Source organism: Actinoplanes sp. CA-030573, assembly GCF_050951115.1.
In the GTDB taxonomy this organism is placed as follows: Bacteria; Actinomycetota; Actinomycetes; order Mycobacteriales; family Micromonosporaceae; genus Actinoplanes.
In genome coordinates, this window is sequence record NZ_CP192038.1 from 5,441,817 (window position 1) to 5,468,691 (window position 26,875).

21 protein-coding genes are annotated in these 26,875 nt (G+C 73.4%); 12 read left to right on the forward strand and 9 right to left on the reverse strand.

The genetic code is table 11. The features are described from left to right. Positions 1-33: 33 nt before the first annotated feature. On the forward strand, positions 34-354 hold the full coding sequence (locus ACQP2F_RS25240; RefSeq protein ID WP_433291345.1) for an STAS domain-containing protein: 321 nt from the start codon (positions 34-36) through the stop codon (positions 352-354). Here the strand turns inward: ACQP2F_RS25240 and ACQP2F_RS25245 are convergent. Further along, the gene (locus ACQP2F_RS25245) at positions 351-1,292 is read right to left on the reverse strand and encodes a GNAT family N-acetyltransferase (protein WP_433291347.1); all 942 of its coding nucleotides are present in this window, start codon (positions 1,290-1,292) and stop codon (positions 351-353) included. The two genes, ACQP2F_RS25240 and ACQP2F_RS25245, sit on opposite strands and share 4 nt — an antisense overlap. A 364-nt stretch (positions 1,293-1,656) precedes the next feature. Here ACQP2F_RS25245 and ACQP2F_RS25250 point away from each other — a divergent pair, with 364 nt between their 5' ends. After that, positions 1,657-2,712, forward strand: a complete 1,056-nt coding sequence (locus ACQP2F_RS25250; protein WP_433291349.1) for a glycoside hydrolase family 26 protein — start codon at positions 1,657-1,659, stop codon at positions 2,710-2,712. Between the two features lie 42 nt (positions 2,713-2,754). Here the strand turns inward: ACQP2F_RS25250 and ACQP2F_RS25255 are convergent, their stop codons facing one another. Further along, the gene (locus ACQP2F_RS25255) at positions 2,755-3,789 is read right to left on the reverse strand and encodes an undecaprenyl-diphosphate phosphatase (RefSeq protein WP_433291351.1); all 1,035 of its coding nucleotides are present in this window, start codon (positions 3,787-3,789) and stop codon (positions 2,755-2,757) included. A gap of 45 nt (positions 3,790-3,834) precedes the next feature. After that, the gene (locus ACQP2F_RS25260) at positions 3,835-5,112 is read right to left on the reverse strand and encodes a cytochrome P450 (protein ID WP_433291353.1); all 1,278 of its coding nucleotides are present in this window, start codon (positions 5,110-5,112) and stop codon (positions 3,835-3,837) included. A gap of 154 nt (positions 5,113-5,266) precedes the next feature. Between ACQP2F_RS25260 and ACQP2F_RS25265 the strand changes: the two genes are divergently transcribed. After that, a complete protein-coding gene (locus ACQP2F_RS25265; protein ID WP_433291355.1) occupies positions 5,267-9,361 on the forward strand; it encodes a trypsin-like peptidase domain-containing protein in 4,095 nt (1,364 codons plus the stop codon). On the opposite strand, the gene ACQP2F_RS25270 is transcribed toward ACQP2F_RS25265, so the two are convergent. The 3 genes from ACQP2F_RS25270 to ACQP2F_RS25280 all read right to left on the reverse strand — a co-directional run bounded on the left by ACQP2F_RS25270 (position 9,318) and on the right by ACQP2F_RS25280 (position 11,345). Continuing rightward, positions 9,318-9,662, reverse strand: a complete 345-nt coding sequence (locus ACQP2F_RS25270; RefSeq protein ID WP_433291357.1) for a hypothetical protein — start codon at positions 9,660-9,662, stop codon at positions 9,318-9,320. The genes ACQP2F_RS25265 and ACQP2F_RS25270 overlap by 44 nt on opposite strands. Before the next feature lie 223 nt (positions 9,663-9,885). Then, entirely contained in the window at positions 9,886-10,692 is an 807-nt protein-coding gene (locus ACQP2F_RS25275) for a hypothetical protein (RefSeq protein ID WP_433291359.1), read from the reverse strand. Between the two features lie 11 nt (positions 10,693-10,703). After that, complete coding sequence (locus ACQP2F_RS25280; RefSeq protein ID WP_433291361.1) at positions 10,704-11,345, reverse strand: hypothetical protein; 642 nt, start codon at positions 11,343-11,345, stop codon at positions 10,704-10,706. Positions 11,346-11,476: 131 nt separating this feature from the next. On the opposite strand from ACQP2F_RS25280, the gene ACQP2F_RS25285 reads away from it, so the two are divergent. Beyond that, positions 11,477-12,178, forward strand: coding sequence for an endonuclease V (locus ACQP2F_RS25285; RefSeq protein WP_433291363.1), 702 nt, complete (start codon positions 11,477-11,479; stop codon positions 12,176-12,178). A gap of 33 nt (positions 12,179-12,211) precedes the next feature. Here the strand turns inward: ACQP2F_RS25285 and ACQP2F_RS25290 are convergent, their stop codons facing one another. Together ACQP2F_RS25290 and ACQP2F_RS25295 are read right to left on the reverse strand one after the other, a co-directional pair. Beyond that, entirely contained in the window at positions 12,212-13,675 is a 1,464-nt protein-coding gene (locus tag ACQP2F_RS25290; RefSeq protein WP_433291365.1) for a benzaldehyde dehydrogenase, read from the reverse strand. A 69-nt stretch (positions 13,676-13,744) separates the two neighbouring features. Beyond that, positions 13,745-14,539 carry an IclR family transcriptional regulator gene (locus ACQP2F_RS25295; protein ID WP_433291366.1) on the reverse strand — a complete coding sequence of 265 codons (795 nt, stop codon included), beginning with the start codon at positions 14,537-14,539 and terminating at the stop codon, positions 13,745-13,747. Between the two features lie 59 nt (positions 14,540-14,598). Here ACQP2F_RS25295 and ACQP2F_RS25300 point away from each other — a divergent pair, with 59 nt between their 5' ends. From ACQP2F_RS25300 to ACQP2F_RS25330, 7 genes are all read left to right on the forward strand, one after another. Continuing rightward, entirely contained in the window at positions 14,599-16,056 is a 1,458-nt protein-coding gene (locus tag ACQP2F_RS25300; protein WP_433291368.1) for an aldehyde dehydrogenase family protein, read from the forward strand. A 60-nt stretch (positions 16,057-16,116) separates the two neighbouring features. Then, a complete protein-coding gene (locus ACQP2F_RS25305; protein WP_433291370.1) occupies positions 16,117-17,982 on the forward strand; it encodes an alkyl/aryl-sulfatase in 1,866 nt (621 codons plus the stop codon). 84 nt (positions 17,983-18,066) lie between these two features. Further along, positions 18,067-19,752: a sulfatase-like hydrolase/transferase gene (locus ACQP2F_RS25310; protein ID WP_433291372.1), complete on the forward strand. Its 1,686-nt coding sequence runs from the start codon at positions 18,067-18,069 to the stop codon at positions 19,750-19,752. 91 nt (positions 19,753-19,843) lie between these two features. Continuing rightward, positions 19,844-21,070 (forward strand): vanadium-dependent haloperoxidase, encoded by a 1,227-nt coding sequence (locus ACQP2F_RS25315; protein WP_433291374.1) that lies wholly within the window; start codon positions 19,844-19,846, stop codon positions 21,068-21,070. A gap of 28 nt (positions 21,071-21,098) precedes the next feature. Then, complete coding sequence (locus tag ACQP2F_RS25320; protein WP_433291376.1) at positions 21,099-22,295, forward strand: YqgE/AlgH family protein; 1,197 nt, start codon at positions 21,099-21,101, stop codon at positions 22,293-22,295. 31 nt (positions 22,296-22,326) lie between these two features. Continuing rightward, positions 22,327-24,369 (forward strand): hypothetical protein, encoded by a 2,043-nt coding sequence (locus ACQP2F_RS25325; RefSeq protein ID WP_433291378.1) that lies wholly within the window; start codon positions 22,327-22,329, stop codon positions 24,367-24,369. Between the two features lie 14 nt (positions 24,370-24,383). Continuing rightward, positions 24,384-24,782: a hypothetical protein gene (locus ACQP2F_RS25330; protein WP_433291380.1), complete on the forward strand. Its 399-nt coding sequence runs from the start codon at positions 24,384-24,386 to the stop codon at positions 24,780-24,782. On the opposite strand, the gene ACQP2F_RS25335 is transcribed toward ACQP2F_RS25330, so the two are convergent. Next, complete coding sequence (locus ACQP2F_RS25335; RefSeq protein WP_433291382.1) at positions 24,737-25,939, reverse strand: radical SAM protein; 1,203 nt, start codon at positions 25,937-25,939, stop codon at positions 24,737-24,739. The genes ACQP2F_RS25330 and ACQP2F_RS25335 overlap by 46 nt on opposite strands. A 295-nt stretch (positions 25,940-26,234) precedes the next feature. Between ACQP2F_RS25335 and ACQP2F_RS25340 the strand changes: the two genes are divergently transcribed. Beyond that, entirely contained in the window at positions 26,235-26,801 is a 567-nt protein-coding gene (locus tag ACQP2F_RS25340; protein ID WP_433291384.1) for a fascin domain-containing protein, read from the forward strand. Positions 26,802-26,875: the final 74 nt, after the last annotated feature.

Below are 26,875 nucleotides of genomic sequence, written 5' to 3' on the forward strand. Positions count from 1 at the left end.
CCTGATCGACCGGCGGCGGGTAGCATCTGGCGAATGCCGAACGACCCCACCATCCGGTACGAACCAGCCGATCCCGACGGCCTGGTGGTTGCCGCCCTCTCCGGCGAGCTCGACCTGGACCGTTCCGACGACGTCCGGGACAGCCTCGCCGCCGCGGCCGCCGTCCCCGGGTGCCGCTACCTGCGGGTCGACGTGAGCGAGCTGGGCTTCATCGACTCGTACGGCCTGGGTGCGCTGGTGAGCGCCCGCAACAGCGCCGCCGCCAAGGGCGTGACGCTGACGCTGGCCGAGCCGTCGCCGCCGGTCCGCAAGGCCATCGAGGTGACCGGGCTGGGCCACGTCTTCGGGCTCTAGGCCTTGATGAGCGGCGCGTCCCGCGAGATCTCCCGGAAGCCGACGCCGTAGTACAGCCCGCGCGCCTTCGGATGCCCCGGCGCGCCGAGGCAGACGACCGTCGCGTGCGTCGCCCCGGCCGCCCGGGCCCGGTGCATCGCGTACAGCATCATCGCCCGGCCCAGCCCCAGCCGCCGATAGCCCGGATGGGTGCCGACCGGCTCGAACTCGACCGACTTGTTCACCGCGTCGAGCCACATGATCGTCGAGGCCGCCATCGTCCCGTCCGGCGCCTCGACCAGAATGTGCAGGTCGTCGCGATACCCCGGCGCCCGCCGCACCGCCGCGTAGCTCTCCAGCGTGTACGCCGAGGGCGCCCAGGCGTCCACGTGGGCCCGCACCACGGCCTCCGGGGCGACCTCGCCGGCGGTGCGGAAGCGGAACCCGTCCGGCAGCACCGGCTCGTCCAGGCCGGTGAGGTCCCGCTCGTTGAGCTGGGTCCAGCCGCCGGTGTCGCCGAGCTCCTCGTGGTCGGTCGCGTAGCCGTGCGCGGCCCACCGCCGCAGCGCGACCTCGTCGGCCGTCGTCGGCGTCACCCGGCGCACGAGGCCGGCGGCCGCCGCGTCGTACCACTCGATCACCTCGTCGACCAGCCCGGCGTGGCCGGGGTGCACCAGATAGCTCAGGGTGGCGTCGGTGACCTCGCGGACCGACCCGTCGTTGCGCCGCACCCGCCGGGGCCGGAACACCCAGCCGAACGCCACCAGCTCGTCCCCGGCGAACCACAGCCGCCGGGGCCACGTCGCCTGGAAGCGACTGCTCCACTGCCCCCAGATCCAGGCCAGCTCGCCGTACGAGGCCCCGGCACTGATCAGATCGGGCCGGAGCGCGGTGACGCGTTGCGCCAGGCCCTGCATGAGCGGTACGTCGGCGGCGGTCACCAGCTCGAAGTCGGTCATGGTGCGCCACTGTGCCAGGAGGGGGCCGCCCGGACGACCCGTTTTCGCGAGCCGCCCGAGCCGCCGGAGCCCGGCACCGGAGGAGCGGCCGGGGGCGGCCACCCCTCCGGGCCCGGACGCGCCTCTGGGGGGCCATGGCGCGCCGTGGCTGACTCCTACAACTTGTAGGTTGTCGCGAGGATACGCAAGCACCCGAGAAGTCTCATGCCCGGCCGGCGCCCGCCGATCACCACGGTCGACCCTTCCGGGTCCGCGGCGAGGCGCAACTCATCGGCACCCCCGCGGGCACTTGGCGCGCACCGCACGCCCTGGAATCTCTTTCCCATGCCCGGCGACAACGGCCGGACAACGTGGGGGAGATGGAATGTTTCGCAAGTCCGTGCACTCGCTGGCCGCCGTGCTCGCCGGGTTCGGCGCCGTCCTCGGTGGTGCCGCAAGCGCCGCCCAGGCCGACACCGCGCCGGCGACCGTCAAGCCGAAGACCGGCTGCGTGACCGACGCGAAGCTGGTGCCGAGCTGCAACGTGCTGTGGGGCGCCGCCGCCGGTGGCTTCACCCAGCTGCCGCGCGACGCCGAGCTGCGGACCTGGGAGAAGCTCAGCGGGCGCACCTCGACGATCTTCCACACGTACCACAAGGGCGACGAGAAGTTCCCGACGGCCGCCGAGATCAAGATGACGCAGGACCCGGCGCAGCCGCGGGTGCTGCTGCTGAACTGGCGCGTCGAGTACGGCTCGACCTGGGCGAACGTAGCCGCCGGCAAGCTCGACAAGCGGATCGACGCGTTCGCGGCCCGGGTCAAGGCGACCTACAACAAGAAGTTCTTCCTGGTGCTCAACCACGAGCCGGAGGACGACGTCCGTCCGCAGGCCGGCTCGGGCATGACCGCCAAGGACTTCCGGAACTCGTTCCGGCACGTGATCCAGCGGCTGCGGGCCAAGGGCGTCACCAACGCGGTGAGCGTCGTGGCCTACATGGGCAACGAGAAGTGGATGGCGCAGTCCTGGTGGAAGGACCTGTACCCCGGTGACGACGTCGTCGACTGGGTCGGCCTCGACTCGTACGTGAGCGCCGAGAAGAACTACTACCACGCCGGCATGTTCGGTGACCTGCTCGACCGGCGCGCGCCCGGCGGCACCGGCTTCTACGACTGGGCCGTCCGCAACCACAAGAGCAAGCCGATCATGGTGGCCGAGTGGGGCGCCTACCACCGCGTCGGCAAGGTCGTCGACAAGTCGGCCCAGTTCAACAGCGTGCTGCCGGAGCTGGCCAAGCGGCCGGCGATCAAGGCGATCGTCTACTTCGACACGAAGAAGGACGCGACCGGCGACCGCGACATCAGCATCAACAGCTCGGCCCGCAGCCTCGCGACGTTCCGCAAGCTGGCCGCGAACCCGCTGTTCAACGTCCAGGTCAAGTGACCTTGAGAAGAGCCGCCCGGCCAGCACGCCGGGCGGCTCTTCTCATGCCAGGGACAGCCAGGCCAGCGAGAACAGGCCGGCGACCACGCAATAGACGGCGAAGGGGTTCAGGGTCCGGGTCTCGAAATACCGGGTCAAGAACCGCACCGAGACGTACGCCGCGACGCCCGCGACCAGGCTTCCGGCCAGCACCGGGCCGAGCACCCCCCGGGCCGAGGGCGCCGCCAGCTCGGGCATCTTCAGCACCCCGGCCGCCAGGATCACCGGCGTGGCCAGCAGGAACGCGAACCGGGCCGCGTCCTCGTGGTTGAGGCCCCGCACCAGCCCGGCCCCGATGGTGGCGCCCGAGCGGCTGATGCCCGGGAACAGCGCGAGGATCTGGGCGGCGCCGATCAGCAGCGCCTGGGCCCAGCTCTGCCGCGCGAGCCGCTGATCCGGATCGGCCGCGGACGACGCGTATAGGTGAGCAGAGCTCCCGACGCCGTCCCGGTGAGCGGACGGCGCGTATTGGTGAGCAGAGCTCCCGAAGCCGTCCCGATGAGCGGATGGCGCGTATTGGTGAGCAGAGCCCAGCGGCACGGCGGCGGCCCCGGCCCCGGAAGGCCGGACCGCGCGGCGGGCGCGCACCCGCTCGACGGCGGCCAGCATCACGCCGTTGATGATCAGGAAGATGGCGGCCGGCACGGGGCGGCCCAGCGCCGTACGGATCGCGTGCTCCAGCGCCAGCCCGGCCAGGCCGACCGGGATGGTCGCCGCCACGAGCAGCCACGCCAGCCGCTGGTCGGCCGTGGCGATCGAGCGGGTCCGCACCGACGAGACCAGGCCACGGACGATGCGTACCCAATCGGCTCGGAAATGCCAGATCAGCGCGACCGCCGTCGCCACGTGCACCGCCACCACGAAGGCCAGATAGGGCGACTTGTCGGCGGTCAGGCTCAGGTCGCGCGCCCACCGCCCGCCGATCAGGGCCGGCAGCAGCACGCTGTGGCCGAGGCTGGACACGGGGAACAGCTCGGTCACCCCCTGCAGCAGACCGATGACGATCGCCTCGGGGTAGGTGAGGGTGGGGTCGCTCATGGCCGGGCAGCCTGACGGCCGGCCACTGAGAAAACGCTGAAGACGTCAGCCCAGCGTGACCGGCAGCTCGTCGAGCCCGAAGACGATCGAGGCTTTGCGGAACTTGAGCTCGGCGGGCGGGACGGCGGGCGACATCGCCGGGAAACGGCGGACCAGGGCCGGGTACGCCGTGCGCAGCTCCATCCGGGCCAGCTCGGCGCCGATGCACCGGTGGATGCCGAAGCCGAACGCCATGTGCGAGCGGTTCGGCGCCCGGTCCGGGTCGATGCGGTGCGGATCGGCGCCGATCAGGTCGTCCCGGTCGGCGCCGCTCAGCGAGCACATCACCACGTCACCGGCGCGGATGTCGGCGTCTCCGACGCGTACGTCCCTGGTCGCCACCCGCGGAAACGCCACCTGCACCACCGTCAGATAGCGCAGCAGCTCCTCGACCATCTCGTCGACACCGTCGCCGGCGCGCATGCGCTCGGCCATCACCGGGTTGGTCATCAGCACCAGCGCGCCCAGCGCCAGCATGCTGGCCGACGTCTCGAGGCCGCCGGTGAGCACGCCGTCGGCGAGCCCGGCCAGCTCCCGGTCGTCGATCTCGTCGCCGTGGGTGCGGATCAGCGAGCCGAGCAGCCCCTCCCCCGGCTCCCGGCGCTGCTGCTCGATCAGGCCGCCGAGGTAGCCCAGCGACTCGCTCACCGCGTCGAGCGAGGCGCCCGCACCCTCGGCCAGGTCGAAGCGCGCGGTGCTCAGCTTCTGGAAGTACTCGCGATCGGCGTACGGGACGCCGAGCAGCTCGCAGATGGTCAGCGCCGGGATCGGCAGCGCGAAGTCGTGCCAGAGATCCGCGCGCCCGGTCGGCAGCTCGGCCATCGCGTCCAGCCGGCCGGCCACGATCGCCTCGATCCGCGGCTGCAGCCGGGCCAGCCGCCGCATGGTGAACTCCGGTGTCAGCACCTTGCGCAGCCGGGTGTGCACCGGCGGGTCGGCGAACCCGAGCCCGCCCGGGTCCTGGCCGACGCCCATGCCGATCCGGCCGGCGAACTTGCCGAAGTCGTTGCTGTAGCCGTCGACGCTGCCCAGCACGGCCCGGACCGGCTCGTAGCCGGTGACCAGCCAGGCCCGGATGCCGAACGGCAGCGGCAACCGGGTGACCGGCCGCTCGGCCCGCCACCGCGCCATCTGCGGGACCGGGTCGAGCCCGTCCCGGTGCAGCGGCCACAGGATCTTGTCGGGCAGCATGGACAGTCCCGCGTACGGACCGTTGCCGCCGGCGAACCGCCGCGCGACGAGTCCCAGCACCTGAGTCCGCACCGCGGACACCAGCGACGTCATGCCCACCGGGTTCCTCCACCGCTTCGGCCGATTGTTCGGAGCATGATCACACGGCCACCTCCGGACCCGGCGGTGGCACACGATGAAAATCGTCACTCACGTCGCATAGACGGTCGCGTTCCGTACTGGAAGTATCGACGCATGGTAGCCGCCGATGGCTGACATGCCGCACGCCGGGCCCGACCACGATCCCTGGACCGTGGCACTGTACGCCGCGGACCAGCCCGACTCGGCGATCGGCACCGGCATCCTCGTCGATCGGCGCCGGGTGCTCACCTGCTGGCACGTGGTCGACGGGAAACGGCCGCTCAGCGTGGCCTTCCCCAAGTCCGGCGGCCCGCGCGACGCCCGCCGCGCCGTGACCGAGGTGCGCGGCAACCCGGCCGAGGACCTGGCGGTGCTCCAGCTGGCCGAGCCGGCGCCGGCCGAGGCCCATCCGGCGCCGCTGCGTTCGCCCGAGCCGCGGGCGCTGAAGGGCAACCCGTGGTGGTCGTTCGGCTTCCCGCGGGACTCGCCGCTCGGCTCGGAGGCGCACGGGCGGATCGGCGGCCCGCTCTCGTACGGCAGCGTCGGCCTCGAACGCCAGTCGCGTTATCCGGTGACGCCCGGCTTCAGCGGCGCCGGCGTCTGGTCGGCCGACTACGGCGCAATCGTCGCCCTGGTCGGCACGGCCCGCACCGGCGGCGCCAACCCCGGCGACGCCCAGGCCGTCACGCTGCACCGGGTCGAGCGGGCGCTGCCCGACGAGAAGCTGAGCGAGCTGACCGCGTGGACGGTCGCGGCCGCCGGCGAGACCGCGCTGGCGGCATGGGGCTGGTCGCTGCGCGAGGACGTGGAGGCGGCGCGGCACTGGCGGCCCCGGGCGCGCGGCGTCTCGATCGACACCGAGAGCGGCTACCGCTTCCGCGGCCGGGGCCGGGCCCTGGGCACGATCGTCGGCTGGCTGACCCGGGACCGGCCCGACCCCCGGGTCCTGGTCGTGACCGGCTCGCCCGGCGTCGGCAAGTCGGCGGTGCTCGGCCGGATCGTCACCACCGCCGACCGCGAGGTGGCCGGGGAGCTGCCCGCCGACGACCACAACGTGCGCACGCCGCTCGGCTCGATCGCCTGCGCCGTGCACGTCAAGGGCAAGACCGCCCTGGACGTGGCCGTCGAGATCGCCCGGGCCGCGTCGGTGCGGATCCCGCGGACCGTCGGCGACCTGGTGCCGGCGCTGCTCGACCGGCTCGCCCGCGACCGGGACCGGCACCGGTTCAACCTGGTGGTCGACGCGCTCGACGAGGCGGTCAGCCCGGCGCAGGCCCGGATCGTCGTCAAATCGGTGCTGGTGCCGATGGTCCGGCAATGCGCGCGCTACGGCGCCCAGGTCGTGGTCGGCAGCCGCCGCACCGACGACGGCGGCGACCTGCTGCGGGCGTTCGGCAACGCCGCGGTCATCGACCTCGACCGCCAGGAGTACTTCACGCTGGGCGACCTCACCGACTATGCCGAGGCGACCCTCGCGCTTCTCGGCGACGAGCGGCCCGGCAACCCGTACGCGGACCCGGCCGTCGCCGGACCGGTGGCCGCCCGGATCGCCCGGCTGGCCGAGCCGAACTTCCTCATCGCCGGCCTGATCGCCCGTTCGCACGGCATGTACGACGCCGAGGCCGTCGACCCGGAGGCCCTGTCCTTCACCGCGACCGTCGACGAGGCCCTCGCCGAGTACCTGGGCCGGCTGCCCGACATCGGCGGCGTGCCGGCCACCACGGTGCTGACCGCCCTCGCCTACGCTCAGGCCCCCGGCTTCTCGATCGACCTCTGGCAGGTGGCCCTGGAGGCGCTCGACGTGCGGGTCCCGCGCGAGACGCTGGCCGCGTTCGCCGGCTCGTCGGCCGCCAACTTCCTGGTCGAGTCCAGCAACGACGCCGGCGTTCCCCGGTACCGCCTGTTCCACCAGGCCCTCAACGACGCGCTGCGGCGGGGACGCAGCGACGAGCGGGCGCTGGCCGCCGCGCTGATCGGGCACGGCCGCGGCGGCGAGCGGGGATGGGCGGGCGCCGACGACTATCTGCTGCGCGCGCTTCCCGCGTACGCCGCCCGCGCCGGCATGGTCGACGCGCTGCTCCTGGACGACGGGTTCCTGCTGCACGCCGACCTGCCGCGGCTGACCGCCCTGGCCGGGCAGGCCGCCACCCGCGAGGGGGTGGCCCGGGCCCGGATGCTGCGCCTGACACCGCGCGCGGTGGTGGCCGGGCCGGCCGAGCGGGCGGCGCTGTTCGGGGTCACCGCCGAGATCGAGTCCCTGCCGACCACGTTCGCCGCTCGCCGCGGCCTGCCGTACCGCATCCGCTGGGCGGACGTGACCCGCCGCTCCGACTACGGCGCGCTCGAGGGCTACCCGGGGGCCATCCGCGCGGTCTGCCCGATCACGGTCGAGCACCGGCCGCAGCTGGCGACCGTCGGCGACTTCCCGTTTGTCCGGCTGTGGAACCCGGCCAACGCCACCCACCGCAAGCTCGCGCTGGAGGCCGACCGCTTCCTGGCCGTGTGCGCGGTGCCGGGCGGCGAGCACGAGCTCATCGCGGCGGCCGGGCGGCGCGGCCGGATCGGCTTCGTCGACCCCGCGGACGGCAGTCACGTCGGCACGCTGGCCGGGCCCGGCTCGACCGTCCGCGCCCTGTGCGCGCTGTCGGTCGGCGGCCATGTCTGCGTGGCCGCCGGCAGCGACGACGGCGTGGTCCGCCTCTGGCGCCTCAACGATCCGCGCCCGCGCGCGTTCCAGGCCCACGGCGGCCCGGTCCGCACCCTGTCGGTGCTCCGCAGCGGCGGGCACGACCTGCTGGTCACCGGCGGCGACGACCACGCGGTCCGGGTCTGGAACCCGGAGAAGAGCGTGCTGCTGCGCAACTACGACAACCACATCGACACGGTGCGCGCCGTCTGCCCGATCACGGTGCGCGGGCGGCGGCTGGTGGCCGCCTCGAACAGCGACGAGGTGCTGGGCTGGCCGCTCGGCAAGCCGCAGGACCTCCTGGCGCGGGACCGGGAGTTCAACCGCATCGGCCGCCACGTCGACTCGGTCCGCGCCCTGACCTCGATCGAGGCCGACGGCCGCACGCTGCTCGCGGCCGGCGCCGGGGACGGCTCGGTGCGGGTCTGGGACTTCGACGGCGACAACAGCATCCTGCTCAGCGCGCACACCGCCGCCGTGACCGCGGTCTGCCCGATCGCGATCGACGGCCGGGACTACCTGGCCACGGTCAGCCAGGACCGGACCGCGCGGCTGTGGGACCTGACGACGGCGGAGGTGGAGCGCAACGGGCGAGGCCGGGTCACGGCCGCCTGCGCGGTCCGCGTCCGCCGCCGGAACCTGGTCGCCGTGGCCGACGACCGGGACTCGATCCGGGTGGTCGACGTCGAGACCGGCGCCGACACGGCGACGATGACGAACCTGACCGAGACCGTCTCCCGGCTGTGCACGGCGAGCGCGCCCAGCGGCGCCGACGCGCTGGTGTCGGTGAGCGACTACGGGCTGATCCAGGCCTGGGATCCGGTGCACGGCCGGCAGATCACCCACCACATCCGGATGGATCCGCCGGTGCGGGCGCTGTGCTCGTACCGCGACGCCGACGGCCGGACCTCGCTCGCCGCCGCGGCCAACAGCACGACCAAGCTGTTCACGTTCCGGACCGACACCGGCCGGAGCACGTCGCGGCGGATGGGCGGCCTGCGGATCGGCGACGAGCTGTACGACCACCTGCGTGCCATGCGCATCATGCACCCGATCGCGGGCGGCGCCGGCCCGGTGCTGGCGACCGCGGGCGACGACGGCGCGGTGGGGCTGTGGACCGCGGGCGGCCGGCAGGCCCGGCTGCTGCGCGGGCACCAGGGCGGCGTGCTCGCGATGACCACCGTGCCGGCCGGCGCCGACCCGCTGCTGATCACCGGCGGCGAGGACCAGACGATCCGGCTGTGGGACCGGGCCGGCGGCGTCTCCACCGTGCTGGCCGGGCACGTCGACCGGGTGACCACGCTGTGCCCGGTGACCATCGGCGACCGGCTGATGCTGGCCTCCGGCAGCCAGGACCGCACCGTCCGCATCTGGGACCTGGAGAGCCGGGCCCTGGTGCTGACCATCCCCGTGCACTACCCGGTGGCGGTCTGCCTGGAGGTCGCCGGCCTGCTGTTCGTCGGGCTGGCGGCCGGCTCACTGGCACTGGACCTCAACACCCGCCGCAACGAGCTGACCCACTTCGGCGCCGTCTAACGGTGCTGGACCCAGAGGTTCTCCTCGACGTACCGCCCGCGGTCGAGCGGGCGGCGGTCGTCAGCACGCGGGCGCCCATCCGCTGGTGCGTGCGGATCCACGGGTCGATCGAGAGCCCGTCGGCACGGGTCCAGCCGGCGTACTCGTCCATCGGCACGATCGGGTAGCGGTGCTTCCAGGTCGGCCGCAGCGGCGCGATCACGTGGGCCAGACCGTCCTCGGACGCGCGGCGGGTCAGCTCGCCCAGCACCACGGTGGCGAGCCCACGCCGGTCGTGCCCGGCGCCGACCGCGGCGGCCATGAAGCTCAGCGTGGTCGGCGCGATGCCCGCCTCCCGGCCCTCGACCGCCCGGACCAGCGCCTCGTCATAGCCCGACGGCAGGCGCCCGGCTCAGATACTTCTTGGGCACCTCGTCGTGGAAGATGAACTCCGGCCAGCGCGCTCGCGGAAGACGGCCGACGCCATCTCGTGCAGGTCCGGCCGATCCCCCCGCGTCACGATCTCCACGCCGGGCAGGGTAACGCTAGGGGCGCGGCCAGGCGAAGGCGACGACGATCAGGATCGTGCCGGCCAGCCCCAGCACCAGCCCCACCGTGGTCGCCACGGTGCTCCGTCGGCGTATGCGATAGAACTCGCCGATGGTCGCCACCCGCGCCGCCGCGTCCCGCAGCTCCTTGAGCCGCGCCGCCCGCACCGCCCGGGCCTCGGCGTTCGGCACCCGCGCCAGCGCCGCCAGCGTCACCTCCTCGACGATCATCGACTGCCGCAGGGCGGTCAGCGTGGTGATCCCGGTCGGCAGGTAGAGGTCCTGCTGCCGCTCCACGATCTCGCGCCACCGGCCGACCGCGCTCTTGTCGCCGGCCTTCTGCACGTCGGCGAAGGACAGCGAGGTCGGCCGGATCACCAGCAGGACCAGGAAGAGGGTGGTGCCGAGCAGCACGATGCCGGCCGCGCCCGCCGCCAGCGCGATGCCGGGCGGCCGGTGCTGCCCGAGGTCGGCCAGCGGGGACGTGCCGACCAGCACGCCGAGCGACGCGCCGATGACCGCGGACAGCCACTTGGCCGAGTCGCGCAGCCGGTCCCCGGCCGCGGACCAGTAGTCGTGCACGCCTTCCAGTGGCGCGCCCGCGCCCGCGTCCTGCCCGAAGCTGGGCGACCAGGCCGGCCAGATCGTCTCCTCGGCCGGGTTCCACGGCTGGCCGCCCGCGCGTACCTCCCGGACGATCGCGCCGTCCGGGCCCGGCCGCAGCGTGACCTCCCACCGGCAGGTGCCCTCGGCGGCGGTGCCGGTGGACGTGTCCAGGTGCTGCTCCACCTTGTCCCAGCCCATCGCACCGCACGCTACGCGGACGGCGACCAGCCGCGGATGCGGTCGCCGTAATCCGACACCCGGTGGAGCAGGTCCTCGAAGACGCGCGCAGCCGGGATGCGGCCGTTCGCGGCATGGTCGGCGCGGGCCCGTTCGAAGCGGGCGGTCAGCGCATCGATCACCAGGCCCGGCGTCATGCCCGGGTAGGCGTCGCACATCAGGCGGACCGTGCGCGCCTGGTCCGGCCACGGCACCGCGGGCTCCAGCAGGTCGGCGAAGGACCACACCGCCTGGTCGAAGTCGTCGATGCGGCGGCCCGGCCCGGTGTCGGCGTCGAAGTCGATCAGGGCGATCGCCCGGCCGTCGCGGAAGACCGTGTTGTGCGGCCCGAGGTCGGAGTGGCAGACGGTCTCGGCACCACCGGACAGCGGCGAACGGGCCCCGGCGTCGTGGAAGTCGCGGATCAGCGCGGTGGCGCTCAGCACGGCCGCGTCCGGGAGCCGGTAGGGCGCCATCGGGTACGGCACCCAGCCGGGGACGAACTCGAACAGCTGGCGCCCCTGTTCGTCGTAGCCGAGCGTCAGCGGCGCCCCGCCGAAGCCCTCGTCGCGCAGGCTGCGCAGGAAGTCGTCGAGGAACGCGCTGCGGGCGTGGGCCGGCTTCCGCACGATCATGTGAGCAGTCCCTCCCGGGCGCCGATGGGATCTCCGAGATTCTCGCGCCGGCGGGCCCGTCGGCGGCGCGATCTGGTGCTCATGGTGGGATGCACGCACATTTCCACCAGCGGGACCCGGGAGCCACGGGGATGAGCTTCAGCTGGACGGCGGTGCCGTTCGAGACGCCGGTCGACGCCGCGCACGCCGAGCGCATTCAGGACGAGCTGCGACAGCGCCTGGTACTGCCCACGTCGCCGATCTCCCGGCCGGGCACGGTCACCGGCCTCGACATCTCCTACGCGGTCGGCAGCCGGCGCGCGGTGGCGGCGGCGGTCACGGTCTCGGTCGACGACCTCTGGGTGCGGGAGACGGCGGTGGCGGAGGGCTCGGTCACCTTCCCGTACGTGCCGGGGCTGCTCGCCTTCCGCGAGTTGCCGCTCCTGCTGGAGGCTGTCGGGAAGCTGAAGTCCCGCCCCGAGGTGGTGATGTGCGACGGCTACGGGGTGGCGCACCCGCGCCGCTTCGGCATCGCCTGCCACCTGGGCGTGCTGCTGGACGTGCCGACGTTCGGCGTGGGCAAGACCGAGTTCATCGGCACCTACCCCGAGCCCGGGCCCCGCCGCGGCGACTGGGCCCCGATCCACGACGACGGCGAGGTGCTGGGCCACTCGGTACGCACGCAGACCGAGGTGCAACCGGTCTACGTCTCGGTCGGCCACCGGATCGGCCTGGCCGACGCCACCGGCCTGGCGGTCGACCTGAGCACGCATTTCCGCGTCCCGGAGCCGACCCGCCAGGCCGACATCCTTTCCCGCCAGGTGCTCCGCGACACCTGGCGCGGCCTGGATTGACGCGAGGTCAGGAGAGCGGCGCGACGCGCCCGGTCAGAACGGGAACGCGGCCGGGGTGCTGCGGACGGTCACCCAGCGGGTCTCGGTGAAAGCGTCGATGTTGGCCTCGGCGCCGCCGAAGCGGGAACCCGTGCCGGAGGCGCCGGTGCCGCCGAACGGCGCGTTCGCCTCGTCGTTGACCGTCTGGTCGTTGATGTGGACGATGCCGGTCGGGATCCGGTCGGCGAGCTCGACGCCGCGCATCGCGTCACGGGTGACGATGCCCAGCGACAGGCCGTACTCGGAGGCGGTGGCCAGGGCGATCGCCTCCTCGACGCTGCCGAAGCGGGCGACCGGCGCGACCGGGCCGAAGATCTCCTGGGCGAAGGCCGGCGTCGACGGTGACACGCCGGCCAGCACCGTCGGCTGGTAGAAGAGGCGGTCGAACGTGCCGCCGGCGGCCAGGCGCACGCCGTCGCCGACCGAGGACGTGACCAGCTCGTGGATCTTGTCGCGCTGGCCGGCGTCGATCACCGGGCCGAGCGCGACCTGCTCGCGGGCCGGGTCGCCCACCGGCAGCTTGGCCGCCTTGTCGGCGAGGCGCTCGACGAAGTCGTCGTAGACGCGCTCGTGCACCAGGTGCCGGCCCGTGGTCATGCAGATCTGGCCCTGGTGGAACCAGCTCCCCCACGCCGCCAGGTTGACCGCGGCGTCCACGTCGGCGTCGTCGAGCACGAGCAGGGCGGAGTTGCCGCCGAGCTCGAGGTGCGCCCGCTTGAGGTGGCTGCCGGCCAGCGCGCCGACGCGGCGGCCGGCCTCGGTCGAGCCGGTGAACGAGACGACGCCCACCCGCGGGTCGGTGATCAGCGCCTCGCCGACGTCGGCGCCGCCGACCAGCACCTGGAGCAGGCCGTCGGGCAGGCCCGCCTCCTGGAAGATGCGGGCCAGCACCAGGCCCCCGGTGACCGCGGTGCGCGGGTCGGGCTTGAGCAGCACCGCGTTGCCGAGCGCGAGCGCGGGCGCGACCGAGCGGATGCCGAGGATGATCGGCACGTTGAACGGGCTGATCACGCCGACCACGCCGACCGGGTAGCGGCGGGTCATCGACAGCCTCGGCTCCTCGGAGGGGACCAGCTGACCGTACGGCCGGCTGGGCAGCGACGCCGCCTCCCAGCACTCCTGCTCGGCGACGTGCACGGCGAAGCCGGCCATGCCGGGGACGGCGCCGACCTCACGCACGTTCCACCAGCTGATCTCCTCGGCGTGCTCGGCCCACAGCTGCGCCGCCTTGCGCAGCACCGCCGCGCGCGCCGGGTGGGGCAGCGCCGCCCACTCGCGCTGGGCGCCGGCCGCGACCTCGGCCGCCCGGGCCACGTCGGCGGGGGTGGCCAGGTTGACCTGGCCGAGCGTCTCGCCGGTGGCGGGCTCGATCACGTCGGTGGTGGCGCCGCTGCCCGGGCGCCACGAGCCGCCCTCGAAGATCAGGTCGTTCCATCGGGACGAGTCGAGCAGTGCCATCGGGGCCTCCAGACCGGCAAGGGTGCCGCCGAATCTAGGCCCGGAACGGTGGCGGGACAACGCGATGTTTCAACTATTCGAACGGTAGCCGAGCTGATGCGAGATCTCGGCGGCGGTACGCAGCAGCGGCCCACCCAGCCGGCTGACCACCGACTCGACCGAGGCCGTCCACGTGGTCAGGTGGACGGCGACGTTGATGGCCGCGACCACGTGCGCGGACCGGTCCCGGATCGGGGCCGCGATCGACCGCAGCCCGGGCGCCAGCTCCTCGTCGTTCACCGCTATCCCGGCCTGGCGCACCTTGGCCAGGGCGGCGACCAGCTGCTCCCGTACGGTGATCGTGCGCGGGCCGCGCCGGGCCAGGTCCATCCGGTCGAGCAGCGGCCGCAGCGCCACCGGGTCGCGGTAGGCGAGCAGCACCTTGCCCATCGATGTGCAGTACGCCGGCAGCCGCGACCCGACATGCAGGTTGAGGTCGACGGCCAGCCCGGCCGCCCGGCGCGAGCGGCGCCGCTCCACGTAGACGATGTCGGCGCCGTCGAGCACCGCCATGCTGGCCGCGCATCCGGTCTCGTCGGCGAGCGCCTGCAGGTGCCCGGCCGCGACCCCGGTGATCTCCATCGAGCTGATCGCGGCGAAGCCCAGGTCGGCAGCGCGCGGGCCGAGCGAGTACTTCTTGGTCTCCGGATCCTGCTGCAGGAAGCCGAGGCTGGTCAACGTGGCGACGTACCGGTGCGTGGTGCTGCGGTTGAGATCGACGGCGCGTGCGATGTCGGCGATGCCGAGAACCGGCCCGTGGGCGGCGAACTCGGTGAGGATGCGCAGCCCCCGCTCCAGGGACTGGGAGTACGACGGTGCCGTCATGCCGTCGCACTCTATCGGCAGCCGTTCCGGATATTCGAACGCCCGGTTAGCATCGCCAGATGATCGGGACGGTGCTGCACCACATCGGCGGCCGGCGGGTCGCCTCGATCGGCGGGCGCACCCACCCCGACCACGACCCGTGGAACCGCGCCGTCCTGGCCGAGGTGGCCTCCGGCGACGGCGAGGACGCCCGGCTCGCCATCGAGGCCGCCCACGCCGCGTTCCCGGCCTGGTCGGCGATGCCGCCGAGCGAACGCCAGCTGATCTTCATCCGGGCCGCCGACGAACTCGACCGGCGCCGGGCCGAGGTGATCGACCTGCTCGCCCGCGAGACCGGCTGCGGGCCGTACTTCGCCAACGTCCAGGCCGACTTCAGCCTCGCCCTGCTGCGCCAGGCCGCCGGGCTCGCGCACGCGCCGACCGGCCAGATCCTGCCGACCGACGTGCCCGGGTCGCGGGCCCTGGCCGTACGCCGCCCGGTCGGGGTGGTCGCCGCGATCGCGCCCTGGAACGCCGCGCTCACCCTGGCCGGCCGCGCGATCGTCGGCCCGCTCGCCCTCGGCAACACCGTCGTGCTGAAGCCCAGCGAGGAATCGCCCGTCACCGGCGGCACGCTGTGGGCCGAGATCTTCGCCGCCGCCGGCCTCCCGGCCGGCGCGGTCAACGTGGTCTGTCACGCCCCCGGCGACGCCGGCATGATCGCCGAGGAGCTGGTCACCCATCCCCTCGTCCGCCGGATCAGCTTCACCGGCTCCACGGTCACCGGCCGCCGCCTGGCCGAGCTCGCGGCCCGCCACCTCAAGCGCCCGATCCTCCAGCTGAGCGGCCACAACCCGCTCATCGTCCTGGCCGACGCCGACCTTTCCCTCGCGGTGGATGCGGCCACCTACGGCGCGTTCGTCCACCAGGGCGAGATCTGCATGTGCGTACGCCGCATCATCGTCGACCGCGCGGTGGCGCCCGCCTTCATCGACCGCTTCGTCGCCAAGGTCTCCCGGCTGCCCGTCGGCGACCCCCGCGACCCGGCGACCGTGGTCGGCCCGCTGATCGACGAGTGGGCGCTGAGCCTGGTCGACCGCCGGGTCACCGAGGCGGTCGCGATGGGCGCGCGCCTGCTCACCGGCGGCGTCGCCGCGCCGCCGTGCTACCCGCCCACGGTCCTGACCGACGTGCCGGCCGAGGCCGAGATCGCCACCGAGGAGACCTTCGGCCCGGTCGCCCTGCTCGACGTGGCCGACGGCCCCGACCAGGCGCTGGCGATGGCGAACGCGTCCCGCTTCGGCCTGACCGCCGGCATCATCTCGGCCGACGTCCTGGGCGCCCTCGACCTGGCCCGCCGCCTGGAGGTGGGCATCGTGCACCTGAACGACCAGACCGTGAACGACGAGCCCCAGATGCCGTTCGGCGGCCTCAAGGAATCCGGCTGGGGCCGCTTCGGCCTGCAGTTCGCGAGCGAGGACTTCACCGAGCTGCAGTGGATAACGCTGCGCGACACCCCGCGCACCTTCCCGTTCTGACGGCGCGCTCATCCGCGGCGGAGGATGGCCCCGGACCGTACGCCCGGCACCGTCGGGCCCATGGACACCAGCCGGAAGCCACCCACCCCGCCGATCGCCGCGCAGCACGACCATCTGCTCAAGGCGCTGCCGCTGCACGACGAGCAGGACTTCGCGGACGCCACGCGGGGACGGCTCGGCACCCTCGACGACCCGCGGATCCGGGACGACGCCGGCCGGGTGGTCTGGGACGCCGCGGCCTACGCGTTCGTGGACGGGCCGGCGCCGGTCACCGTGAACCCGAGCCTCTGGCGGCAGTCCACGCTGACCGCCATCCACGGCCTCTTCGAGGTGGTCGAGGGCATCTACCAGGTCCGCGGCCTGGACCTGTCGAACGTCACGTTCGTCGAGGGCGACACCGGCGTGGTCGTCATCGACCCGCTGATCTCGAAGGAGACCGCGGCCGCCGCCCTCGCCCTCTACCGCCGGCACCGCGGCGACCGGCCGGTGACCGGGCTGATCTACACGCACAGCCACCTCGACCACTTCGGCGGCGCGCGCGGTGTACTGCCCGAGCCGGAGGGCGTGCCGGTGCTGGCGCCGGACGGCTTCGTCGCCCACGCGGTCAGCGAGAACGTCTACGCCGGCACCGCGATGGGCCGCCGCGCCGTCTACATGTACGGCGCCAACCTGACCCGCGACGCCGGCGGCCAGGTCGGTACCGGGCTCGGCGCCGGCACTTCGACCGGCACGGTGACGCTGATCCCGCCGACCGTCACGATCGGCCGCACCGGGCAGGAGGAGACCGTCGACGGCGTGCGCATGGTCTTCCAGATGGCGCCGTCCAGCGAGGCTCCGGCCGAGATGCACCTCTGGTTCCCGGACCGGCGGGCCCTGTGCATGGCCGAGAACGCCACCCACAACCTGCACAACGTGCTCACCCTGCGCGGCGCCGAGGTGCGCGACCCCCGGGCCTGGGCCGGCTACCTCACCGAGGCGATGGCGCTGTTCGGCGGCGAGGCCGAGGTCGTCTTCGCCTCCCACCACTGGCCGACCTGGGGCAACGACCGGGTCATCGAGTTCCTGTCGCTGCAGCGCGACCTGTACGCGTACCTGCACGACCAGACGTTGCGGCTGCTCAACCAGGGCCTGACCGGGCCGGAGATCGCCGAGATGCTGCCGCTGCCGCCCGCCCTCGAGCATGCCTGGCACGCCCGCGGCTACTACGGCTCGGTCAGCCACAACGTCAAGGCCGTCTACCAGCGCTACCTCGGCTGGTACGACGGCAACCCGGCGCACCTGTGGCCGCACCCGCCGGCCGAGGCCGCCCGCCGGTACGTGGCGGCCATGGGCGGGGCCGACACGGTGGTGGCCAGGGCCGGTGAAGCGTTCCGCGAGGGCGACTACCGCTGGGCGGCCGAGCTGCTCAACCACGTCGTGTTCGCCCAGCCCGGGCACGACCGGGCGAAGGGCCTGCTCGCCGACGCCTACGAGCAGCTCGGCTACGGCGCCGAGAACGGCACCTGGCGCTGCGTCTACCTGTCCGCCGCGCAGGAACTGCGGCACGGCGTCGTGCCGACACCGGTCACCGTCGCCTCGCCCGACCTGATCGCCCAGCTCACGCCCGAGCAGCTGTTCGACACGCTGGCGATCCGGGTCGACGGCCCGCGCTCTTGGGACGAGCACCTCACGATCGACATCGACCTGACGGACACCGGGCAGCAGTGGCGGCTGACCCTGCGCAACGGCGTCCTGACGTACGCGCCGCCGGTCGCCGGACGGCCCGGCCCCGACGTCACGCTGCGCCTGACCGCCCAGGCCCTGCCCGCGCTCGCCGCCGGGCAGACCGAGGGCATATCGATGGAGGGCGACCGGGCGGTGCTCGGCCGGCTCCTGGCCGCGCTGGACCGGACCGACCCCGATTTCGCGATAGTCACCCCGAACTGAACCGTTCACGGAAGTTTCCTCGTATGAACGGAAGGTGGGTGGCGTCCGGCTGCCCGCGGCCGCCCGTTCCGGAGGATGCAGATCTTGACGCTCGAAAGCCGACCGGCCGCCCCCCGTTGGCGTCGCGTCGCCGGGTGGGTGCTGACGTCCGCCGCGGCCGTGCTGGTCTACCTCGCGCTCATCGTGCCGGACGCGGTGGCCCGGCCGCCCAAGGGCACCGCCACCGAGTCGGCGTTCCTCCGCCTGCCGATCGAGGTGATCATCGGGGCGGCGGTCCTGCTCGCGCTGCCCCGGCGGTGGCGGCGGCCGGTCGCGGCGCTGCTCGGGCTCGGGCTCGGCGTCGTGGTCGTGCTCAAGATCGTCAACATGGGGTTCCGGACGGTTCTCGGCCGGCGGTTCAACCCGGTGCTCGACTGGCCGCTCTTCCACGACGGCTTCAACGCGCTGGTCGAGACCGACGGGCGCGGCAAGGCGATCGGCGCCGTGATCGGCGCGGTCGCGCTGTCGCTGATCGTGCTCGCCCTCTGCACCCTGGCCGTGCTGCGGCTCACCCGGCTCACCGCCCGCTACCCCGGGCCCGCCCGCCGCACCCTGGTCGGCCTCACCGCCGTCTGGGTCGCGCTGGCGATCAGCGGCCTGACCTGGTTCCCGAGCGCGCCGGTAGCCTCCGACACCTCGGCCGACCTGCTCAAGAGCACGGTCAAGCAGGTGCCGGCGGCGCTGCGGGACCAGCGGAAGTTCGCGGCGCAGGCGGCCGCCGACCCGTACCGGAAGGTGCCGCCGCAGGAGATGCTCACCGGCCTGCGCGGCAAGGACGTGGTGATCGGCGTGGTGGAGAGCTACGGCCGGTCGTCGCTGACCAAGCCGAACATGCGCGCGATCGTCGACCCGCAGCTCGCCGTGGACGCCAAGAAGCTGGAGGCGGCCGGCTTCGCGGCCAAGAGCGGCTGGCTCACCTCCTCGACCTTCAGCGGCGGCAGCTGGCTCGCGCACGCCACCCTGCAGTCCGGCCTGTGGATCGACAACACCCAGCGGTACCGGCAGCTGACCGCGAGCAACCGGGTGACGATCACCAGCGCCTTCCACGACGCGGGCTGGCGCACCGTCGGCATGGAGCCCGGCAACACGGTGGCCTGGCCGGAGGCGTCGTTCTACAAGTACGACGAGGTCTGGGACTCGCGGAACCTGGGCTATCAGGGCCCGCGGTTCGGCTGGTCGCGCATGCCCGACCAGTACACCTTCAAGAAGTTCCAGGACAACGTGTACGCGAAGAAGACCGGCCCGCTGATGGCCGAGATCACCATGACGTCCAGTCACGAGCCATGGACCCCGATCCCGCGCATGCTCGACTGGGACCAGGTCGGCGACGGCAGCGTCTACCGCTCGATGACGCAGGGCTTCGAGCCGCGGTCGACGCTGTGGACGTCCGGGGAGCGCACCCAGGTGCAGTACGCGAAGTCGATCGCCTACTCGGTCGACGCGCTGATCTCCTGGGCGCAGAAGTACGGCGACAAGGACCTGGTCGTCGTCATGTTCGGCGACCACCAGCCGATGCCCCTGGTGAGCGGCTACACCAACGCCAGCCACGACATCCCGATCACGATCATCGCGCACGACCGCGAGGTGCTCGACCGCCTCTCCGGCTGGAACTGGGCGGACGGCCTCAAGCCGGGCGCGGACACCCCGGTGTGGCCGATGTCGGAGTTCCGGGACAAGTTCTTCGCCGCGTACGGGAGCCGGACCGCGACCGCAATGGCGCAACCGCACTAAAAGCCCGTCTGTCCGAATCGGATAGACGGGGTTGCCCCGCGCATGATCCGCCGGTTTCGATGTTGATCGACACATCGAACGGGGGACATCGATGAAACTGCTCCTTGCCGTCGTGCTGGCCGCCACGCCCGTGCCGGCCGCCGCCGCCGCCGGAACCAATTCCGTCGTCGTCTGGAACGCCAACGCGCAGACCGCCATCTACGAGGTGGCCCGCCAGGGTCCGTACGTGGCGCCGCGCAGCTTCGCCATGGTGCAGGGCGCGGTCTACGACGCGGTCAACGCCATCGCCGGGACGCACTACCAGCCGTACCTGATCGCGCCGAAGGCCCACCGCGGGGACAGCGCCGACGCCGCCGTCGCCACCGCCGCCTACCGCGTGCTGGTGTCGCTCTTCCCGGAGCAGTCGGCGTCGCTGGACGACATGTACGCCGGCTCGCTCGCCGCGATCCCGGACGGCCGGTCCAAGGACGGCGGCGTCGCGGTCGGCGAGCAGGCGGCCGACGCGATGATCGCCGCGCGGGTGGACGACGGCGCGTTCGGCGACGCCGCCTGGGCCACCGGCACCGCGCCCGGCGTCTGGCGGCCCACCCCGCCCACCAACGCCGCCGACGGCGCCTGGGTCGGCGGCATGCGCCCGTTCGTGATCCCGCGCAACGACATGTTCCGCACCGCCGGGCCGCCGGCGCTGACCGGCCGGCAGTACGCCCGCGACCTGAACGAGGTCAAGGCGATCGGCGGGGCGACCAGCACCGTACGCACGCCGGACCAGACCGAGGCGGCCAAGTGGTGGCACGACCGGCGGCTGGCCGAGTGGGAGATCAAGCGACAGCTGGCCGGCACCCAGCACCTGAGCACGCTGCAGACGGCCCGGATGTTCGCGATGGCCGACGTGGCCAACGCCGACTCGCTGATCGCCTGCTTCAACGAGAAGAAGTTCTGGAGCTTCTGGCGGCCGGTGACCGCGGTGCGGGAGGCCGACAACGACGGCAACCCGGCCACCACCGGCGACCCGGCCTGGACGCCGCTGCTGGTGACCCCGCCGTTCCCGGACTACACCTCCGGGCACACCTGCTCGACCGCGACGGTGATGGCCGCGCTGCGGGCGTTCTTCGGCCGCGACGACCTGTCGTTCAGCGCCTACAGCGCCGACTCGGGGACGGTCCGGCACTTCGACAGCTTCTCGGCCGCCCTCGACGAGGTGGTCGAGGCCCGCATCTGGGGTGGCGTGCACTTCCGGACCGCCGACGAGCAGGGGGTGAAGATCGGCAACGGCGTCGCGCGGTACGTGCTGAGCCACGAGTTCAACCGGCGACACTGACAAGCGTCGTTACCTTACGCTGGGCGGCATGGTCGAAGGCCCGGGTCTCGCGGATCCGCACGCGTCGGTCGCGGTCCTGATCGGCGCCGCCGACTACGAGCACCTGGACGCGCTGCCCACGGTCGAGCGCAACCTCACCGACCTGCGTGACCTGCTCTGCGACGACCTCTACTGGGGACTGCCGCCGGAGCGCTGCCGGGTGCTGGCCAACCCCAGCCTGCCCAACGAGATGGAGCTCGCCCTGGTCGAGGCGGCCGAACAGGCCGGACCGGGCGGGCTCTTCCTCGTCTACTACGCCGGGCACGGTGTGGTCGCCGACAGCGGCGCCCTGCATCTCTCGGTGCGCATCACCCAGCGGCCCATGCTCAACTCGACCTCCTTCCCGTACGAGTGGCTGCGCGAGCGGATCCTCACCAGTCGCGCCCGGCATCGCGTCGTCGTCCTCGACTGCTGCTACGCCGGCCGGGCGCTGGAGCGGATGGGCGCCGAACCGGTCGTCGAGATCGACCGCGCCTCGGTGCTGGTCGCGTCGGCCCGCAACAGCACCGCCTACGCGCCCGCCGACGAGGAGCACACGGCGTTCACCGGCGAGCTGATCCGCACCCTGAAGGCGGGCCTGCCGGGCGGACCCGAGCTGCTCGACCTCGCCACCATCTGGCGCACGGTCCGGGAGGCGCTCGAGGCCAAGGGCCGCCCGCTGCCCGAGCTGCGCGACCACAACCCGGGGCTGCACCTGGTGCGCAACGCCGCCCGCCAGCCCGGGCACCTGCTCGTCGGGCAGGTGCTCAGCTGCCCGGACGGCTCGCTCGGCTCGCCCGCGGCCCGGCTGCTGGTGCTCGATCACCGGCCCGACCAGGGCGCGGTGGCGGTCCGCCTGGACGAGCGGACCACCCGGCCGGTGCGCCCGGTGCTCGGCGAGTGGGCCGAGGTCGTCACCGAGCCGCCGGTGCTCTGGACCGGCGGGCCGCTCGACCCGTACCGGGCCTTCGGGGTGGCGGTCGTGCACGACGGACCGGGCGCGCTGCCCGCGTTCAGCCCGCTGGCCGGCCGGGTGGGCCTGATCGACCTCACCTCCGACCCGCGGCCGGCCCGGCTCAGCGACGTGCGGCTGCGGGTCTTCGTCGGCTACTACGGCTGGGGCCCGCTCCAGCTCGAGGCCGAGCTGGCCGAGGGACGGCTGGTGGCGGAGGGACCCGTCTCCGAGCACACATTGGGGTATGAGTGACAATGGTCGCTCTCGGGGGTGAGGAGGTGTCGTGGCGCGGTTCGCCGACAAGGACGATCTTCTGGTCCGTCTCACTCGCGAACTGCGTGAACAGGACCGCCGGCTGATCTTCCTGATCGGACCGGACCTGGCCGGGGCGGACGGCGGCTGGCCCGGCTCGCTGGTGCGGGTGGCCGGCGAGTACGTCCAGCTCCGGCAGAACGACGACCTCCGGCGTGAGCTGCGGCGGGTCTCCGATACCGCCACCGACCCGGCCGCGCTCCACGCCGGCTACCGCAAGGCGTTCGACGACTGGCTCGGCCCCGAGGAGTTCGACGTCGTCGTGCAGCGGATGGTGCTCGAGCGCTACCGCCCGCCCGACGACGAGCGGCTGCCCGACCCGATCCCGGCCCGGCCGCTCGACTTCGACTCGGCCCGCATCCTCGAGCTCGCCGCCGGCTCGTGGCGGATCGCGCCGGGCCTGCTCGCGCTGGGCCGGATCGCGGCCGCCTTCCCCGACCAGCTCGACCACCTCGTCCTGGCCGCCACCCCGGAGCCGGGCATCGAGGTGGCGCTCGGCCGGGCCGGGCTGATCGCCAACCCGATCACCCCGTTCTCGCACCCGTCGCTGACCCGGTCGACCCGCCCGGGCGAGATCGACGTGCTGCACCTGCTCGGCTACTGGCGGCCGCTGGACCGCCGGCAGCGCACCGCGCCGCTGCCCGACCTGCGCGACCCGCGCCTGCCCCGGGACGCGGCCGACCGGCTGACCGAGCTGCTGGCCGGCAAGACCATCTGTGTGCTCGGCTACCGCGGCGGCGACCCGATCGTGACGGCCGTGCTCCAGGCCGCCGTGGCCGAGGGCGCGCACGTGCTCTGGGGCGTACGGGAGGACGCCGACCGCGACTCCCGCATCCGCGGCCTGGCCGCCCGGATCGGCGGCGGCGCGAACGTGGTGGTCCACAGTAGCGTCGACGGCGACGTGCTCCTGCAGAAGCTCGCCGTGCGGTTCGCGCTGATCCCGGCCGGCCAGGGGCCGCCGCCGCTGCCCCGGGTGCCGGTCCCCCGCCTGTTCGAGCAGCTCGAGATGGCCCGCGGGCTCGGCTCGGTGCCGCTGCGCACGCCCGCCGACGGCGCCACCGACCTGCTCCGGCAGCTCGGTGAGCGGTTCGACTGGCGGCTCGAGCGGCCCGCGCATCCGGCGCCGGCGCTGCTGTTCTGGCCGGTACGCCTGCGGCCGCCCTCGATCATCCACATGGTCCAGGCGCTGGCCGCCGCCGCGCTCTCCTCGCACGGCGTCCGGGTCGTGCTGGCGCTGGACGACATCGGCAACCAGCCGCCGACCGTCCGGGCCGACTTCGAGGAGCGGGTCGGCGAGTGGTTCGCCCGCATCCCCGAGGCCCAGTCGCCGGACGTGATCTCGCTGCGCAGCTGGATCGAGGAGCAGGAGCAGCGCCCGCCCCGGCTGCGGTCGCGCCCGACCCGGCCGTGGGCGGTCCTGCAGGAGTACTACGGGCAGCACAAGCCCAGCGCGTACGAGACGCTGCGGGCCGCGAAGATCGTGCCGGACATCGAGCCCGACGAGGAGTCGGCGGCGCTCATCCTGGAAAGCCTCAAGACCCGGGGCGCCCAGCGGCTGCTGACCGCGCCCGCCGTCTGGTCGCTCTTCAACGACCTGCTGCTCGGCTGGCAGCCGAGCGAGGTGATGACCCTCGCCGGCGAGGACGAGCGCCCGCTGTGGCGGCACCGGCACACGGTGACCGGCGAGCCGACCCGGCATCTCTACCACCCGCGGATCGTCAACCTCAGCCAGGACTCCGGGCTGATCCGCTGGGACCACTACTCGGACCTGCACGCGTACATCGACCGCGCGGTCGGCCAGGAGAACTGGCGCCGGGAGAATCGGTATATGCCGTGGCTTGTCCGGCATGCCTTTTTACTACCGGAGTACCTGCGCACCGGCGGCGGCGCCCGCCTCGGCGACCGGACGTTCAACGCCTGGCAGGACGTGCTGGGCGAGCTGCAGACCACGCCCGGGCTGGCCGACCTGCTGGCCCGGCGGATGTCGTCGTGGTTCCTCGGCGAGCAGGACTGACGTAGCCTTTGGGCATGGGGTACCTGACGGCCGACGCCGAGAAGTGGGCCGACGAGATGGGTCAGCTCATCTACGAGTGCACATCGTTGCTGGGGAGGGCCTTCACCGCGTACGTCGGAGGGGCCGCCCGCACGCCCGAGATCGACGCCTGGACAGCCACCCCCGACGAGGCCGCGCGGCTCGCCCGCGGCCGTCTCGAGACCGCCCGCCGGATCGCCGCGCTGCTCACGCCCGCGATCGGTGAGGCCGCCACGCTCGCCTGGTTCCGCACCCCCGACGCCGCGCTCGGCGGCATCTCCCCCGCCGACGCCCTGCACCGCTCGGCCGTCCCGCAGGTGCACTCCCTGCTCTACGGCATGGCGCGGCGTCAGGCGTCCGCACTCGTCCTGAACGGCGCCGTCCCGCCCAGATAACGGTTGGCGTGCGCCCGCAGATCGACCCGGTCGCGGAAGAGCCGCAGCAACGCGTCGCGGTCGCCGGTGGCCTCCGCGATCTTCACCTTGCCGGCCGGGCCCGTCTCCGCATAGACGTCGCCGCGGCTGCCCACCAGCAGCACCGCGTTCGGGTTCGCGTGCGTCGCGGTCACCCGCACCCGCAGGTCGCCGTCCACCCGCTCGACCACCTCGGCCAGCTTCCGCGACACGTCGGCGCCCGGCAGCAGGGCACGATTGCGCGGCTCGGCCGCCTTCCCGGCCGGAACGACCACATGCAACACCCAATTGCGTACGCCCGCGCGGGTCAGCGCCCCGGCCAGGCTCGCGAGGTGGCCGGGGTCCTCGTTGGCGCGGGTCACAACGGTCTGCACGGTGACCGCGACGTCGGCCTCCACCGCCCGGTGGATCGTCGCCCAGGCCGCCGCGTGCGAGCTGGTCCCCCGGGGCAGCAGGCGCGGCGAGATCGGCCGCAACCGGTCGTGCAGCGCCGCGCCGGCGCTGTCGAGCGACACCCGCAGGTGCCCCTGCACGCCCTTGAGCAGCGGGATCAGCGGCGTGACGTCGCCCGCGCCGGACGTGTCGACCACGATCGCCTTCTCCCCCGCGAGCTTCTCGATCAGCCGGGCGCTGCGCACCGGGCTGACGATCGGGTCGCCGCCGGTGATCACCGCGACCATGGCCGGGACCGCCGCCGCCGTCCGCGCGACCCGCTCGAGGTCCTCGTCGGACTCCCCGGCCCGGAACGGCTGCATGAGATCGTCGGCGTGGCAGTACCGGCAGCGCAGCGGGCAGAACGCGGTCGCGAACGTGTTCACCACGAGCGGCCCCTCGAGCGCCGGAAGATCGTCGAACGCGCCGATCAGCGACCGCCCGGCCGGTGGCCGGCAGTCCCCCGCCGGCGGCCCGTCGAGGATGCCGGCCGCCGTCAGCTCGGAGGCGAGCGACCACTCTTCGTGATCGGCGGGCGCGCGGTGGCCGGCGACCAGACCGGCCGCCCGGTGGTCGAGCGCCGCGAACCGGTCGAGCTCCGGAACGTACGCCACTCCGCCGAACGCCTCGCGCCGGAAGCGGACGCCGTCGCGGACGCGCACCTGCGTGGACCAGGCCACCGGCGGTGCCGTACCGGGCGCGGACACGAGAGCCCCCGTTCGCGATCCGGGGGGTTCGTCAGCCTCAATGATCACATGATCCGGGGGCACGAGCGTGAACTATAGGGATTCCGCCCACACCCTTGGGTAACGATCGGTGACCGATCACCCGGCCGGGTGGGTTGCCGGTCGTTTGCCGGTCGGCTGCCTGTCCCGGGCACGGGCCCGCACCGAGGATGAGGGCGTGCCCCGCCCGACCTCAGCCCCCGGGCGGGGCCACCGCGGGTTTCCGGAAACCGCAACCGCCTGGCCCGGAGGCGATCCGCTGCCGACGATGGCGGTCATGCGCAGATCACGCACCCTCCTGGCGACGCTGATGTCGGTCGTCACCGCCGCGGCCGGCCTCCTCGTGTTCCAGGCGCCGGCCGCCGCCTACACCGCGAACAACTGCCGCCAGGTCGCCCTCCGCTCGGTCGCCAACGGCCTGTACGTGTCGACCGAGGCCGCCTACCCCGGCAAGATGGACGGTCTGTTGCGGGCCCGGGCCCAGGTCATCGGGCCCTGGGAGAAGTTCTACCTCTGCCAGATCATCGGCGGCGGTCGCAGCGGCTCGTCGGAGGCCTTCGACTCGACCCTGGACGGCAACAACGGCTGGTGGACCACCGAGCGCGCGGACGGCGACTACGTCCGGGCCCGGCCGGACGGCACGATCATCGACGTCTGGGAGGAGTTCTACACCGTACGCGCGTCGGGCTGCAGCCTCGAGTGCTACGCCATCCGCAGCGTCGACGCCAACCGGTGGCTGAGCGCCGAGGTCGGCGTGAAGGACCCCAACTACAACGGCTACCTGCGAGCGCGCGGCACCGAGATCGGGCCGTGGGAGAAGTTCGACTTCATCTGGCTGGCCTGACCGGCGGCGCCCGGCCCTGTTCCACGGCTCGCCGCGTGACCGCGGTGGGCCCCGTCCGACCTCAGCCCCCGGGC

What these genes read in the sequence shown, in the direction of transcription:
- ACQP2F_RS25240 (WP_433291345.1), top strand. Translation starts at nt 34, where the DNA reads ATGCCGAACGACCCCACCATCCGGTACGAACCAGCCGATCCCGACGGC.
- ACQP2F_RS25245 (WP_433291347.1), bottom strand. Translation starts at nt 1,292, where the DNA reads ATGACCGACTTCGAGCTGGTGACCGCCGCCGACGTACCGCTCATGCAG.
- ACQP2F_RS25250 (WP_433291349.1), top strand. Translation starts at nt 1,657, where the DNA reads ATGTTTCGCAAGTCCGTGCACTCGCTGGCCGCCGTGCTCGCCGGGTTC.
- ACQP2F_RS25255 (WP_433291351.1), bottom strand. Translation starts at nt 3,789, where the DNA reads ATGAGCGACCCCACCCTCACCTACCCCGAGGCGATCGTCATCGGTCTG.
- ACQP2F_RS25260 (WP_433291353.1), bottom strand. Translation starts at nt 5,112, where the DNA reads ATGACGTCGCTGGTGTCCGCGGTGCGGACTCAGGTGCTGGGACTCGTC.
- ACQP2F_RS25265 (WP_433291355.1), top strand. Translation starts at nt 5,267, where the DNA reads ATGGCTGACATGCCGCACGCCGGGCCCGACCACGATCCCTGGACCGTG.
- ACQP2F_RS25270 (WP_433291357.1), bottom strand. Translation starts at nt 9,662, where the DNA reads ATGGCCGCCGCGGTCGGCGCCGGGCACGACCGGCGTGGGCTCGCCACC.
- ACQP2F_RS25275 (WP_433291359.1), bottom strand. Translation starts at nt 10,692, where the DNA reads ATGGGCTGGGACAAGGTGGAGCAGCACCTGGACACGTCCACCGGCACC.
- ACQP2F_RS25280 (WP_433291361.1), bottom strand. Translation starts at nt 11,345, where the DNA reads ATGATCGTGCGGAAGCCGGCCCACGCCCGCAGCGCGTTCCTCGACGAC.
- ACQP2F_RS25285 (WP_433291363.1), top strand. Translation starts at nt 11,477, where the DNA reads ATGAGCTTCAGCTGGACGGCGGTGCCGTTCGAGACGCCGGTCGACGCC.
- ACQP2F_RS25290 (WP_433291365.1), bottom strand. Translation starts at nt 13,675, where the DNA reads ATGGCACTGCTCGACTCGTCCCGATGGAACGACCTGATCTTCGAGGGC.
- ACQP2F_RS25295 (WP_433291366.1), bottom strand. Translation starts at nt 14,539, where the DNA reads ATGACGGCACCGTCGTACTCCCAGTCCCTGGAGCGGGGGCTGCGCATC.
- ACQP2F_RS25300 (WP_433291368.1), top strand. Translation starts at nt 14,599, where the DNA reads ATGATCGGGACGGTGCTGCACCACATCGGCGGCCGGCGGGTCGCCTCG.
- ACQP2F_RS25305 (WP_433291370.1), top strand. Translation starts at nt 16,117, where the DNA reads ATGGACACCAGCCGGAAGCCACCCACCCCGCCGATCGCCGCGCAGCAC.
- ACQP2F_RS25315 (WP_433291374.1), top strand. Translation starts at nt 19,844, where the DNA reads ATGAAACTGCTCCTTGCCGTCGTGCTGGCCGCCACGCCCGTGCCGGCC.
- ACQP2F_RS25320 (WP_433291376.1), top strand. Translation starts at nt 21,099, where the DNA reads ATGGTCGAAGGCCCGGGTCTCGCGGATCCGCACGCGTCGGTCGCGGTC.
- ACQP2F_RS25330 (WP_433291380.1), top strand. Translation starts at nt 24,384, where the DNA reads ATGGGGTACCTGACGGCCGACGCCGAGAAGTGGGCCGACGAGATGGGT.
- ACQP2F_RS25340 (WP_433291384.1), top strand. Translation starts at nt 26,235, where the DNA reads ATGCGCAGATCACGCACCCTCCTGGCGACGCTGATGTCGGTCGTCACC.